Source organism: Sphingobacterium sp. lm-10 (genome assembly GCF_023554555.1).
In the GTDB taxonomy this organism is placed as follows: Bacteria; Bacteroidota; Bacteroidia; order Sphingobacteriales; family Sphingobacteriaceae; genus Sphingobacterium.
The window spans coordinates 744,556-758,700 of record NZ_JAMJWC010000002.1 but is presented as its reverse complement, the minus strand read 5'-3'; the positions used below and the strand labels follow the sequence as shown (position 1 = coordinate 758,700).

14 protein-coding genes and 1 tRNA gene are annotated in these 14,145 nt (G+C 43.7%); 11 read left to right on the top strand and 4 right to left on the bottom strand.

Annotated features, from left to right (window positions below):
* Positions 1 to 2: 2 nt before the first annotated feature.
* The 7 genes from M8998_RS13350 to M8998_RS13320 are packed head-to-tail and all read left to right on the top strand — an operon-like array spanning position 3 to position 6,135.
* Positions 3 to 1,070 carry an HmuY family protein gene (locus M8998_RS13350; protein ID WP_249993674.1) on the top strand — a complete coding sequence of 356 codons (1,068 nt, stop codon included), beginning with the start codon at positions 3 to 5 and terminating at the stop codon, positions 1,068 to 1,070.
* 1 nt (position 1,071) lies between these two features.
* Entirely contained in the window at positions 1,072 to 1,947 is an 876-nt protein-coding gene (locus M8998_RS13345; protein ID WP_249993673.1) for a heme/hemin ABC transporter substrate-binding protein, read from the top strand.
* Positions 1,947 to 2,999, top strand: coding sequence for a FecCD family ABC transporter permease (locus tag M8998_RS13340; protein WP_249993672.1), 1,053 nt, complete (start codon positions 1,947 to 1,949; stop codon positions 2,997 to 2,999). Before M8998_RS13345 ends, M8998_RS13340 begins: the two co-directional genes overlap by 1 nt.
* On the top strand, positions 2,996 to 3,769 hold the full coding sequence (locus M8998_RS13335; RefSeq protein WP_249993670.1) for a heme ABC transporter ATP-binding protein: 774 nt from the start codon (positions 2,996 to 2,998) through the stop codon (positions 3,767 to 3,769). Before M8998_RS13340 ends, M8998_RS13335 begins: the two co-directional genes overlap by 4 nt.
* 13 nt (positions 3,770 to 3,782) lie before the next feature.
* Positions 3,783 to 4,793, top strand: coding sequence for a hemin-degrading factor (locus tag M8998_RS13330; RefSeq protein WP_249993669.1), 1,011 nt, complete (start codon positions 3,783 to 3,785; stop codon positions 4,791 to 4,793).
* 1 nt (position 4,794) lies between these two features.
* Positions 4,795 to 5,634 (top strand): ChaN family lipoprotein, encoded by an 840-nt coding sequence (locus M8998_RS13325; protein ID WP_249993667.1) that lies wholly within the window; start codon positions 4,795 to 4,797, stop codon positions 5,632 to 5,634.
* Positions 5,635 to 5,670: 36 nt separating this feature from the next.
* Complete coding sequence (locus M8998_RS13320; RefSeq protein ID WP_249993665.1) at positions 5,671 to 6,135, top strand: hypothetical protein; 465 nt, start codon at positions 5,671 to 5,673, stop codon at positions 6,133 to 6,135.
* Between the two features lie 125 nt (positions 6,136 to 6,260).
* Here the strand turns inward: M8998_RS13320 and M8998_RS13315 are convergent.
* Positions 6,261 to 6,333: transfer RNA gene (locus M8998_RS13315), tRNA-Met, on the bottom strand.
* Positions 6,334 to 6,445: 112 nt separating this feature from the next.
* On the opposite strand from M8998_RS13315, the gene era reads away from it, so the two are divergent.
* Positions 6,446 to 7,324: a GTPase Era gene (era, locus tag M8998_RS13310; protein ID WP_249993663.1), complete on the top strand. Its 879-nt coding sequence runs from the start codon at positions 6,446 to 6,448 to the stop codon at positions 7,322 to 7,324.
* Between the two features lie 58 nt (positions 7,325 to 7,382).
* On the opposite strand, the gene M8998_RS13305 is transcribed toward era, so the two are convergent.
* From M8998_RS13305 to M8998_RS13295, 3 genes are read right to left on the bottom strand one after another with little or no spacing between them, the layout of a single operon-like run.
* Positions 7,383 to 8,642: a cation:proton antiporter gene (locus M8998_RS13305; RefSeq protein WP_249993661.1), complete on the bottom strand. Its 1,260-nt coding sequence runs from the start codon at positions 8,640 to 8,642 to the stop codon at positions 7,383 to 7,385.
* A 14-nt stretch (positions 8,643 to 8,656) separates the two neighbouring features.
* Positions 8,657 to 9,139: a cation:proton antiporter regulatory subunit gene (locus M8998_RS13300; RefSeq protein WP_249993659.1), complete on the bottom strand. Its 483-nt coding sequence runs from the start codon at positions 9,137 to 9,139 to the stop codon at positions 8,657 to 8,659.
* A 41-nt stretch (positions 9,140 to 9,180) separates the two neighbouring features.
* The gene (locus M8998_RS13295; protein ID WP_249993657.1) at positions 9,181 to 9,963 is read right to left on the bottom strand and encodes an MBL fold metallo-hydrolase; all 783 of its coding nucleotides are present in this window, start codon (positions 9,961 to 9,963) and stop codon (positions 9,181 to 9,183) included.
* A 114-nt stretch (positions 9,964 to 10,077) separates the two neighbouring features.
* Here M8998_RS13295 and recJ point away from each other — a divergent pair, with 114 nt between their 5' ends.
* From recJ to M8998_RS13280, 3 genes are read left to right on the top strand one after another with little or no spacing between them, the layout of a single operon-like run.
* Positions 10,078 to 11,778: a single-stranded-DNA-specific exonuclease RecJ gene (recJ, locus tag M8998_RS13290; RefSeq protein ID WP_249993655.1), complete on the top strand. Its 1,701-nt coding sequence runs from the start codon at positions 10,078 to 10,080 to the stop codon at positions 11,776 to 11,778.
* 32 nt (positions 11,779 to 11,810) lie between these two features.
* The gene (gene lptB, locus M8998_RS13285) at positions 11,811 to 12,545 is read left to right on the top strand and encodes an LPS export ABC transporter ATP-binding protein (RefSeq protein WP_249993653.1); all 735 of its coding nucleotides are present in this window, start codon (positions 11,811 to 11,813) and stop codon (positions 12,543 to 12,545) included.
* Between the two features lie 30 nt (positions 12,546 to 12,575).
* Positions 12,576 to 14,120, top strand: a complete 1,545-nt coding sequence (locus tag M8998_RS13280) for a GH3 auxin-responsive promoter family protein (protein WP_249993651.1) — start codon at positions 12,576 to 12,578, stop codon at positions 14,118 to 14,120.
* Positions 14,121 to 14,145: the final 25 nt, after the last annotated feature.

The window sequence follows — 14,145 nt, the reverse complement described above, 5'->3', positions numbered from 1 at the left end:
TCATGAAAATTACCCCATTTAAAACCACGCTACTATGCGGCCTGCTTATTGCCACGACCTCTTGTTCCAGAGAAGATACGCTACCTCCTGAAATCCCACCTTCTGAAGGCACGCAATTGACGCTGCAAGGTGGTGAGGGTGGAGCTAACGCCGTGAATGCGGTCTATGTAGACCTCAGTACAGACACCCAAGTTCCGGTTGCGCGTAATGCTTGGAACCTGGGTTTCCATGCCGGAAATGAATTTCGGGTGATCGTCAATAACCAAATGAGCGCGGGCGCCTTAGCGACTACCTTTACCGATCTGCAAGCCGTCAGCTCGGCCAATGTGGACATCAACCAATTTGTCACCGATCAGAGCGCGCCCAATCCTGCCCATTTCGAACTATTCGATGACACGATCGGCCGAATCACCTACACAGCCATAGCAGAAATAAGCACCAATCCTACGGAAAACCAAGTATATGTAATCAATCCGCAGGTCGGCACCTCAGTAAATGCAGATAATCTTTGGAAGGTCCGGGTGCAGCGAAGTGGTAATGCTGGATACACCATGCAGTATGCGCCGCTTAATAGCAATGATATCCAGACGGCGACCATCAACAAGGACGCGGCATACAATTTCCAATTCTTCTCCTTTACGCAAGGTCCTGTGCAAATTGAACCCGTACGAGCGCAATGGGATTTTGTGTGGAGCGCATCATCCTATTACACCAATTTTAGAGGAGTTATGGTTCCATACAGCTTTAGCGACATCATTTTCATCAATCATCTGGCAGGCGCTCAAGCTGCAGAGGTAATCGTTGGTCAGAATAACTTCAATATTGCTTATACAGACTTTAATGAATCACACCTTAATCAGGTGCAGTTAATTAACCATCGTAATGTTATTGGTTCGACTTGGAGGGCCACGACTGGCAATCCTATTGGCGCATTCAATAATCGTTATTACATACTCCGCGATAGTGCCAATAATATTTACAAGATTAGGTTTAATGGAATGGGTTCTGGTAACGACGGTGCTGACCGTGGATACCCACAATTAGAATATCAATTAGTTAGAAGAGGATAATATGCAAATAATTAAGAAAATAGTCTTTCCAGCTGCGGTAGCCGCAGCTTTACTGACCAGCTGTAATTCATCCAACGAAAAACAAACCGACCAAGAAGTCGGCAACACAGATAGCCTACGCATTGTATCCATAAATGGCGCGGCTTCGGAAGTGCTGGCCGAGTTCGGCTTGCTAAATAATATTGTAGGAACTGATGTGACTTCGACGTATCCAGAAGCGTTGAATAAATTGCCTAAAGTTGGCCACAACAAAAACATTTCGGCAGAAGGTATTTTAGCATTAGAACCAAATATTATCATTGGAACAAACAACGACCTTAAGCCCGAAACACTAGCACAGCTCAAACAGTCAGGCATTCGGGTAGTACTCGTTCCGCATGAGCACAGCACCGGCGGCAGTATTCAATTAATCAAATCGCTGGCCGATTCGTTAAACATCAGTGGCAAAGGAGATTCTTTGGCGAATGTACTCCGGGAAGATTTGCATAAGGTCGCCGAGCATAAATCAGCCACCGAAACACCAAAAGTGCTTTTTATTTATGCGCGGGGAGCTGGAACCATGATGGTGGGCGGTAAAGGCACCGAGGTAGATGAGATGATCGCATTGGCCGGAGGCACCAATGTGGCACAAGACATCCAAGAATACAAACCACTAACGGCGGAAGCCTTGGTAGCCTACAATCCCGATGTAATCCTGCTTTTCGACTCTGGACTTTCTAGTTTAGGAGGTATTGATGGTATCTTGAATGTTCAAGGCATCAAAGAAACCAATGCCGGAAAAAACAAGAAAATTGTGGAGATGGATGGCGCCTTTTTAACCGGATTTGGCCCACGCGTGGCCAAGGCCATTGACGAGTTGTACCATAAAATTCATTAATGCCATTCCCGAAGAGAAACACCTGGTTTATCATTTTGGTATGGTTGTTAATCGCCTCTTGCCTTGCTTCTGTGTGCATCGGGGCACTTAACATCCCTATAAAATCCTTACTTTCCATTTTAGGAAATGCCATGGGTATGGGCGGATCGGCCGACTACAGCGTGCAGCAAAAGGCGGTGTTGCTAAACATCCGCCTTCCCAGAATGGTCTTAGGCCTATTGGTAGGTGCGACGTTGAGCATATCGGGAGCTTCCATACAAGGTTTATTTCGCAACCCTCTAGCGGAGCCAGGTATTATTGGGATATCTTCTGGCGCAACCTTCTTTGCTGTATTGGTGATTGTCTTGGAAGCACAGCTCTTCCAAGCCATCAGTAATGTACTGGGCTATTATACTCTAGCATTCGCTGCATTTATTGGTGCAGTAATCACCACCTTATTGATTTACCGATTTTCTGTACGTCAAGGCCGAACGGATGTCACCTCGCTCCTTTTGATTGGCATCGCCATCAATGCGCTGGTGATGTCTTTTACGGGATTATTGACCTATATCGCCAGTGATGACCAGCTGCGTAACATTACGTTCTGGAGCTTGGGTAGTTTGGGAGGTTCCAGTTGGCAAGCAGTGAACACGCTGTTCCCATTTAGCCTTATCTCGATTGGCGGTTTGTTATTTTTCGCCAAACCATTAAATGCTATCGCATTGGGTGAAGCTCAAGCCGCACACCTAGGCATCCCTGTGCAGCAAACCAAGAAATACATTATTGTATTGGCAGCCGTAGGTGTTGGAGCATCGGTTGCCTTGACGGGTCTTATCGGCTTTATCGGGCTCGTCATTCCACATATCCTACGTATTAGCATTTCGGGCGATCATAAGTTCTTGCTACCCGCATCGGCATTATTTGGTGCAGGAATTCTCGTCATTTCAGACTTGATCGCGCGCACCATTGTAGCACCTTCTGAGCTACCAATCGGTATACTAACGGCACTGTTTGGCGTCCCGATATTTCTGTACATCATTTTTAAAGACCGGAACAGGAGGGGTAGATTATGATTGAGGTGAAAAACTTATCTTATCAGATTGGCCGAAAACCGATATTACAGGACGTCAGTTTCCACGCGCAGCCAGGAGAATTGTTGACGATCATTGGTCCGAATGGTGCCGGTAAAAGCACGCTAATCAAGTTGCTCTGTAGCGAGGTTAAAAGTCCCAAAAACCATATTTTTTTGAACGGAAAAGATCTGTCCGTCTATTCGGCTAAAGAGATGGCATTGATGCGTGCAGTACTTACACAGGCCAATGAGGTTAGCGTGGATTTCACCGTGCAGGAACTAGTAACGATGGGCCGATATCCTCATTTTGCGGTAAATCCACGTGCAATCGACCTCGAAATCATCGCATCCGTATTAGAAGACATGGGCATACAGCATTTTAAGGAGCGAAGCTATCACTCGCTCTCCGGAGGAGAAAAACAACGGGTGCAATTGGCGCGGGTGCTGGCTCAACTTTATGAGCGCCAAGACGCCATCCTTTTTCTGGACGAACCGATTAACGGCTTGGATATTCAGTATCAACAGATTATATTAGCCAAAGCTAGGAAGATGGCCGATCGAGGCTGGACCGTATTATGTATCTTACATGACATTAATTTTGCTGCCAGATATGCAGATAAGATCTTAATTGTAAAAGAAGGACAACTGCAACACTTTGGCAGTCCTTCAGAAATTATCACAGCAGAAAATCTGCTGAACACCTACAATATTCGGGTAAAGGTGTGGCAAGATCCGCAGATCGGCTATCCATTTATTATCCCGGAACTCTAAAAAACAAGCATCTATGACCACAGATTTAAAAGAAAAATACGAAATCTATAAGACCGATAATCCCAAAACCCGTATCCGAGATGCGGCATCCGCATTAGCAGTTTCCGAAGCCGAATTGGTTGCCACCAGCGATCAAAATATCCGCCTTAAACCAGCTATGCAAGAAATATTAGCGCAAATTCCAACGCTAGGTCGCGTCATGGCATTAACCAGAAACGATCATGCAGTGCACGAACGGAAAGGCACCTATAACAGACCAACTTTCAACGGCCACATGGGCTTGGTAGTCGGGCCGGATATTGATTTACGGTTGTTTATGTCTAACTGGGCGTATGTTTTCGCTACTTCAGAAAATGACCGTCAAAGCATTCAATTTTTTGACAAGTGGGGAACTGCTGTGCACAAGATTTACTTAACGGATGAAAGTAACCAAGAAGTTTATTTAGATCTGGTACAAAACTTTAAAGAAACGGAATCCGATATGCTGCTCTTGGAACCCTCAGCGCCGGCGGCCTCTGCGGCAAAGCCAGACGAAGATATTGACCAAGTTACTTTCCAGCAGGAATGGCTAGACTTGCAGGATACACATGATTTCTTTGGTCTCTTGCGTCGACATGGCGTTTCCAGAACACAAGCCTTGCGTCTAGCACCAGAAGGTCATGCAACACGGATAGCGGTAAACAAAGTCGAAGAATTGCTACATCTCCTATCAGAAAATGAATTGGAAATCATGGTTTTCATCGGAAACGCTAATTGTCTGCAAATTCATACCGGTAACGCCAAACGCATTGTGCGTACTGGGCCTTGGATTAACATTTTGGATGCCGATTTCAATATGCATCTGCGTGATGAAGCCCTGGACAGCGTTTGGGTGGTAAAAAAGCCAACCAACATGGGGCCAGTACATAGCATAGAAGCCTATGATGCAGACGGAAATCTGGTTGTGCAATTCTTTGGCAAGCGGAAACCAGATGTACCTGAGCGTGAAGATTGGCAGCAGGCAGTATACTCCTTAACATCATAATATGCGCATCATTACCTGCATTCTTTTCAGTGTTTGTCTACATGCGGCTTACGCACAGCAAGTCTTGAACATCAAAAACGCGAAGGGCGAGGCCGCTACCGCTGAAGATATCGTAGTCGCTGCACAGGATAAACAGTTTATTCTATTCGGCGAGATGCACGGCGAAGCGACTGCTCACCAGCTCGAGTTAACGCTGTTACAGCAGCTACATCACAAATTTGGCGATAAGTTGGTGCTGGGCATGGAAATGTTCGAAACCGACGTGCAGCCCATCGTGGATGAATATTGGAAGGGCCAGATCAACACCCGCAGCTTTGAAAGTGAAGCACGTATCTGGAACAATTATGCAGACTATCGGCCTTTAGTAGAATTTGCCAAAGCGCATGCTATTCCTTTAATAGCTACAAATGTACCTCGACGGTATGCGAATGCGGTGTATCATCAAGGCATTGGTATTTTGGATAGCTTATCCGATTATGCCCAAAAATGGCTACCACCATTGCCTATGGTGGTAGATTCCACACTGGCATCGTACCGAGTGCTAAAAGATATGATTCCCGGTCATGGTGGTGAAAACATGCTCAACTCCCAAGCGATCAAAGATGCCAGCATGGCGCATCGGATCTTGTTACATACGCCCACAGATCGAGTCATGCTGCACGTGCATGGTGCTTACCATACCAAAAACCGGGAAGGTATTTTGTCATTTATGAAATCTGTAGATCCAGATAAAGTTTTAACGATTACTACCATTCCAGACGAGGGTGATGATACCCTTTGGAGTGAAGCAGATTTCACGTTGCTAATTCCTACAACTCCAACAAAACTAAAGGAAAATTAATCTTATACTTGTTGGACTAAACCAAATTTATCCAAGATGAAGATTGATCATGTAAAATTTAAAACAGACACTTTTCCTACAAACCAAAAAGTAACAGCGGCTTTTGAACAATTTCACCAACTCATTGATTTATTAAATAATCATCAAATTCCAGATTATTTAATAAATCAAATAAACGTAGAAATTGCAGAATTAAGCCAAACGGCGCTGTCAGACGATCCTTTATATAGGTTGATAAAACGAAAACAATCAAAAATTGTGAAACTAGTGGAAAAGCCATTAAAAATCGTTCCCTTAAACTATTATAAAAATTTATGGCTTGTTTTAGGTATGACCGCTTTCGGACTACCTATTGGCACAGCATTAGGAGTGAGTTTGGGAAACATAGGATTGATGGGTATTGGTTTACCGATCGGATTAGCCATTGGCATGGCGGTAGGTACCGCAATGGACAAAAAAGCAAGAGATGAAGGAAGGCAATTAGATATAGCACTTAATTAAGCTTAGTTACATCCTATATCTATAAATCAAAACGGGTGCTATTTCCTCGCATCAAATAGACAATAAATGGTATCAACCAAAATTTTGGGCAAAAATAAAGCCGTTCATCTCTGAACGGCTTTTAGTAGCGGGGACACGACTCGAACGTGCGACCTTCGGGTTATGAGCCCGACGAGCTACCAACTGCTCCACCCCGCAATATATTTTTATAAAATCTGCCTTTATTTGGCTTCCTTCAAAGATATTGCTTTCCTGAATTGTTTCACAAAGATATAACTTGTACTTTTGAAATGCAAATAAAAAATGAAAAATGTCTCATAAAGCTGGATTCGTAAGTATAATAGGTAAGCCGAACGCGGGGAAATCAACGTTAATGAATGCGTTAGTGGGGGAAAAGATGTCTATCATCACTCCCAAAGCACAAACCACCAGGCATAGAATTATTGGTATTGTGAATGAAGAAGATTACCAAATTGTCTTTTCGGACACCCCGGGCATCATCAAACCCAACTATTCCTTACAGGAATCGATGATGAGTTTTGTTCAAGGATCGATTATCGACGCAGATGTTATTCTTTTTGTTACCGACATACATGAGCGCCATGACGAAGAGGATGTGATTGAGAAATTACGCAATACCAAATCTCCGGTCGCCGTATTAATTAATAAAGTAGATAAATCTACAGAAGAAGAAGTAAAAGCGAAAGCAGCGTACTGGAAAGAAAAGGTAAACCCTGACGTAGTCTTTGCCCTATCTGCCTTACTCAAGTACAATGTAGATGGGATCATGGCTTATATCAAAGAAAAAATGCCTGTACATCCCCCCTATTATGAGAAAGATGAGCTTACCGACAAATCGGTTCGTTTCTTTGTTTCCGAAATGATCCGTGAAAAGATTTTCAAACTATACGACAAAGAGATTCCATATAGCACCGAGGTAGTGGTAACCTCCTATAAAATAGAACCAAAAATCACGAGAATCGCAGCAGAGATTATTGTGGAAAGAGATTCACAGAAAAATATTATTATCGGTACCGCTGGCGCCATGATCAAGAAGGTAGGCACCTATGCACGCCAAGACATTGAAGAGTTTATCGACGGGAAGGTATTCTTGGAATTATTCGTAAAGGTATTGCCGGATTGGAGAAGCAAGAAGAACTACCTAAAACGATTCGGGTACGAAGATTAAGTCTCGCTCGATTTAACGCATTGTCAACTCGCAATCATAGCATGTAATTAATTTCTTGCTATGATTGCGCGTTTTTATTGAGTTCAGAAAGCGCTTCGAGATCACTGAGCTTTTTCCGAACGGGCTTCACGTCTTTTGATGATCCGCTTAAGGCATTCCAGATATTCTTGGACTCTTTGGTAAGCAGAGGAGAGATAATAGATAACAATAGTACATATACTACTACGAAGGATTGCACTACGGGCAACAAACCGCCGGCTTTGCCAATGTTGGCCATGATAATCGAAAACTCGCCACGTGCAGATAAGGTAAAACCGATATCTACCGCATTTCTTGGTTTCAGATCGGAGAATTTAGTAGCAAAATAACCAGAGGCGACATTCACTACCACGGTGATTAAGGCCGCCAAAGCGCCCCAACCTACGGCTCCTCCCAGAGAATACATATCAATAGATAATCCGAAGCTGAAGAAGAACATCGCCCCGAAGAAGTCTTTGTAGGGCAGCACCATCCCTTCGATCTTTTTGATATACTTAGAATCTGCTAAGACTAGGCCAGCCATCAACGCGCCAATAGCCTCCGCTACATGAATAGTTTCTGAGAAACCTGCAATCACAAAAAGCAAGCTGAAAATGATCAGTACGAACAATTCAGAAGATTTATCCTGCAATACTTTATCAATCGCTGGCACCAATTTACGTCCCAGCACTAAGAAGGTTAGAATAAAAGTCAATGCTAATGCAGAGGTGCCCGCAACAGCCAAGATCGAGGTAGAACCGGTAAGAATCAATCCCGATAGGAATGAAATATGCATCGCGATGAACAGATCATCAAACATAATCATTCCCATAATAACCTCTGTTTCTGGATTTGCTGTCCGTTTTAAATCGGTCAACACCTTGGCGACAATCGCCGTCGAGGAACTGGTCATGATTCCACAAAGTACCATCATCTCTTTGAAAGGTAACTCCATCATCCAACCGATAAACAAACCGGAAACAAAGTTGAGCAGTACGTAAAACAGACCACCAGAAACGATTGACTTACCTGACTTCATAAGACGGCCAACGGAAAACTCCAGACCGAGATAGAAGAGCAGAAACAACACACCCAGACGCCCCATAAAGTCGATAAACGGCTTACTTTCGGTGAAGGTAAGATCTACCGCACCGAAAGTAGGGGCATGCTGCCCTAGAACCATACCGATCAATATAAAAAATGGGATAACAGAAAAACGAAGCTTATTGGCCAATAGCCCTACTAAAGCGACTAATAAGACAGCAATCCCGATTTCTAATATTAAGGTATGACTCAGCATGAATACAATTTAGGTTACAGCAAGATTTCTTTAAGCAGTTTAATATTGTTTCTTTTTCCGGCAATTACCAGCGTGGTACCCGTGGTAATCACGTAATCCGGACCGGGATTGATGATCGTTTCATCATCTTTGATCGCCGCAATAATGGAAGCTCCGGTCTTTTGGCGAACGCCTAATTCTCCAATGCTTTTGTTTTCCACACCATCGTTGGACTCCCCTACTTTGTACCATTCAATACGCAGGTCGTCCAGAGCCACCTCGATAGTTTCCAAGGCTTTTGGCTTGTAGGAAAGACCTCCTAAAATACCTGCTACGTGACGAGATTCCTCATCGGAGAGTGTCATTACACAGTGTGTTTCATGGTCTGAACGTTCGTGGCGGTACAACTCCCTACGACCGTCATCGTGAATAACCACTACCATCTGGTCACCGGCGTCCGTATCAATTTCGTACTTCTTACCGATTCCTATCAGATCGCTTTCTCTAACTATCGACATGATTTACTTCCTTTTAGTGTTATATTTTTTGACAAATGTACTTATTCTGCGATATCTTCCAACTTGAAGCTACCATCGTCCTTCTCTACTGGACGCCCAATTTGTATAGACTTAGAATGGTAGAACAGGAAAATCCATCCTTCGGGAGCTCCTTTTTCCCAAAAGTCAGCACGCAAGTCGCGTGATTTCTTTCCATCAAAGTCATACTTGGCCACAAAGTTACGAAAGATTTCTCCTGGTTCGGAAAGCACATCGCCTCCAAAGAAATAATGTTCACCACCTGTTTTTATGTGAAATACCTGATGAAATTCGGAATGACCTCCGGTCAACTGATACGAAATTTCGTCGTTCACCTCCCCATCCCCATCTACCAAGAGCAAATTACCACTACGTTGCAGGGCACGAAAAAGATCCGTCCTATAAGAGGCCGATTCGGTACTGTAAGCGGCTTCCCATTCCTTTTCTTGTACCACATATTCTGCATTGGGAAACGCTATTCGTGTAGATCCATCCTGTACATCAACTACACCACCCATATGATCCTTGTGCAGATGGGACATCAACACATACCTTACATCCGCCGGATCGAAACCCAATTTTTTAATATTATGATGAATCAACAATTCATCATCTTCCGTACGTTCACCTAAACCGGTATCAAGTACCACAAGGCCATGGCTGGTCTCGACCAGAAAAGGACGAACGTGAACGAATAAGGAGGCGGGTCTGTCTTTCGGGTCATCTTTTTCCGGATCAAAAGGAACAAAAACCTTGCTAGCATCTACGGAAAAAGATCCCTCGTATAGGGAATGTGCTTGTATCATTCTATATAGTTGTTACTATGTACTTTACGCTACATCGTAAAGGTATAGGATGTAGAAATTAGGCTATTACGGGTTAAAAAACGTATATTTACCCTTATTTCACAAGGCAAAGGTATGCAAAAAAGGTGGTTACTAAAACCCAAAAATAACACGGCAGCAACCCGGCATTTACGCGATGAACTCGGAGTAAGTGACGTAGTTGCCAACCTTTTAGCCTACCGAAAAATTGAAACATTCGAAGGAGCGCGGGAGTTTTTCAGGCCTTCTTTATCGTACCTACACGATCCTTTCCTAATGAAAGATATGGACGTCGCGATAGCCCGCATCACTCAGGCGATTAGCAATAAGGAAAAAATTCTTGTTTATGGCGACTACGATGTAGATGGTACAACGGCCGTATCCATCGTGTATACTTTTCTACATCAATTTCATACCGGGCTAGCTTATTATATTCCCGATCGCTATGCGGAAGGCTACGGCATCTCCTATCAGGGCATTGATTATGCACACGAGCATGGTTATGCGTTGATTATAGCCCTCGATTGCGGTATCAAAGAAATTGAGAAGGTGGCCTATGCCAAATCGAAAGGCATTGATTTCATCATTGGAGATCACCATCTTCCGGGAGACACGATACCAGACGCTTTGGCTGTTTTAGATCCAAAACGGGTAGACTGTCATTATCCCTACAAGGAGCTCTCGGGTTGTGGTATTGGTTTTAAGATTATACAGGCATTCATCCAATCCAATGATATGGATATGGAAATGGCCTATCAATACTTGGATTTAGTAGCGGTGAGCATCGCTTCAGACATTGTACCTATTACCGGGGAGAATCGTTTACTGTGCCACTTCGGCTTACATAAATTGAATAGCAATCCCTCGTTTGGCATCCGGGCGTTGATTGAATTATCCAACAATCGAAAGGATTTTTTCACGGTTAATGATATCGTGTTTCAAATAGGCCCTCGCATCAATGCTGCCGGTCGTATCGAACATGCCAAAGATGCCGTAAAGCTGCTCACTTCCAAATCAGTGGCTGATGCATTGCTGTTTTCGGAAAAAGTAAATCTGCAAAATAATGAGCGCAAGGACGTGGATCTTCGAATTACGGAAGAAGCTATGGCTTTACTCGAAGAGGATGAATCTTTACAGCAGCGAAACTCCACGGTGCTATATAAGGCAGACTGGCACAAGGGCGTTATTGGGATCGTAGCATCGCGCCTGACAGAAAAGTATTACCGCCCCACCATTATACTGACCAACACAAATGGTCATGTAGCTGGATCTGCGCGATCGGTGCTGGGCTTTGATTTGTATCAGGCATTGGAGTCGTGTAGTGATTTGCTGGAACAATTCGGCGGACACAAATATGCTGCCGGCATGACCATGCCAGTAGAGAATGTACCCTTATTTCAGCAGCGATTCGAAGAGGTGGTAACGAATAGCATCACACCGGAAATGCTTACGCAAGAAATTTCCATCGACCTCCCAATACACCTGCAGGACATCGATGCCAAACTTTTTCGTCTTCTGAAGCAGTTTGAGCCATTCGGACCGCAGAATGAACAACCTATCTTTATCTCCAAAGGCGTTACAGCGCAAGGGCTTGCACATGTTGTAGGCGCAAACCACTTGAAGATGACGGTAAAGCAAGAAGATAGCGTGCCCATTGCCTGTATCGCTTTCGGCCTATCAGAGCATATAGATTATATTAATGCTGGGAAGCGGTTTGATATTTGCTATACCATTGAAGAAAACACCTGGAAAACCCGGAAGAATTTACAATTGAACATTAAGGCAATTCGATATTAACCGATATATTTGTAGGTGAAGAAGTTGGACACATGATACTAAAAGCGGAGCACCTGATTAAAAAATATCGGCAACGAACGGTTGTAAACGACGTCTCCTTTCAAGTAGAACAGGGTGAGATTGTCGGCCTATTAGGCCCTAACGGGGCAGGAAAGACTACATCGTTTTATATGATTGTTGGTCTAATCAAACCTAATGAAGGGCATGTCTACTTAGATGACATGGATATCACACAGGACGCCATGTATCAACGCGCGCAGCGTGGAATTGGCTACCTAGCACAGGAGGCTTCGGTGTTCCGGAAAATCACCGTAGAAAATAACATTCTCGCTGTCTTAGAAATTCATTACCCCAATAAACAGGAACGGAAGGAAAAGCTCGAGGAATTGCTCACTGAGTTTAGCTTGCACCGCGTAAGAAAGAATCGTGGCGACTTACTTTCAGGAGGAGAACGCAGGCGTACGGAGATTGCACGCGCATTAGCCGCAAATCCTAGCTTTATTCTGCTGGATGAGCCTTTTGCTGGCGTAGATCCTATTGCTGTAGAAGAGATTCAAACGATTGTAGCCAAGCTGAAAACCAAGAACATCGGCATCTTAATCACCGACCACAATGTGCAAGAGACACTTTCTATTACAGATCGTGCCTACTTGCTGACTGAGGGAAAAATCATGTTAACGGGTACGCCAGAGGAAATTGCGGATAATGAATTGGCCCGTAAGTTTTATCTTGGCCGACATTTTGAGTTGCGAAGAAAAAAACTCTAATTTAGTAACAGTCGACATTAGCACAAACCTATGGCCATTCTAAACTCCTTATTCACGTGGTTCATGAAAAAGCGAATTCATCAGATAGAGCTTTTCATGAAGTATCCTCACGACGTGCAAGAAGAATGGTTTCAAAGTCTCATATCCACCGCAGAAGCGACCGAATGGGGTAAACTGTACGATTACAAAAGCATTTTTTCGGTAGAAGATTTTAAGAATCGTGTGCCAATCCAATCCTACGACTCGATAAAGGGGCATGTAGACCGTATGATCAAAGGCGAACAAAATATCCTTTGGCCATCAGATATTAAGTGGTTTGCAAAATCTTCGGGCACGACTTCTGACCGCAGTAAATTCATTCCAGTAAGCCGAGAGGCTCTAGAAGAATGCCATTACCAAGGAGGCAAAGACATGCTCTCTATCTATTGCCACAATAGGCCAGATAACAAAGTATTTACCGGTAAATCGGTCGTGATCGGTGGGTCTTCGCAGTTCAACAACTTCAGCAGCGACTCCTATTCAGGTGATTTATCCTCCATATTGATCCGCAACCTGCCATTCTGGGCAGAATTTAAACGTACCCCTACCCTAGAGGTAACGTTAAATCCTAATTTTGAGGATAAAATTGATCAAATTGCTCGTATTACGATACAAGAGGATGTCACCAGCCTTGCTGGCGTACCAACATGGAATCTAGTGATGGCGCAACGCATTTTAGAAATTACTGGAAAGCAAAATCTGTTGGAAGTTTGGCCAAACCTAGAGTTTTATGGACATGGCGGAGTGAGCTTCAAGCCTTATCGGGAAGAATTTAAGCGGTTGATCCCATCGGCCAAGATGTATTATCTGGAGAATTACAATGCTTCAGAAGGCTACTTCGGCATACAAGATCAATCCGACTCAGAAGATTTGTTACTTATGTTGGATTATGGAATTTATTATGAATTCTTACCTATGGAACATATTGGCGAATCCAATCCCAAAACTTACGCGCTAGGTGAGGTGGAGCTGGGTAAGAATTATGCATTGATTATATCCACGAATGCAGGATTGTGGCGCTACATGATTGGTGATACCATTAAATTCACCTCGTTATCTCCTTATAGATTCCAGATATCAGGACGCACAACGGCCTATATTAATACCTTTGGAGAGGAGTTGATTGTAGATAATGCTGATCAGGCCATTCAAGCCGCAAGCATCGCTACCGGAGCGACAGTAAAGGATTATACTGCAGCACCCGTATATTTTGATGGAGGTAAAGCAGGCGCGCACGAATGGATAATTGAATTTGCACAACAACCAGTTTGCTTTCGTGAATTTTGTGAGGTATTGGATGCTAAACTTCGAGAAATCAATTCAGACTATGACGCCAAGCGCTATAAGGATATGGCTCTTACGTTTCCGATAATTCACAACGCGCCAGCGAACACCTTTTATCATTGGATGAAATCTAGGGGGAGGCTAGGTGGACAGAATAAAGTTCCTCGCTTAGCGAATGATCGGACCTATTTAGACCCCATTTTAGCGGAAATACGCGTAAATGATCAATTAGGACGTACGGCAACTTTGTAGAGATATACAAAATACCCAGCAATAA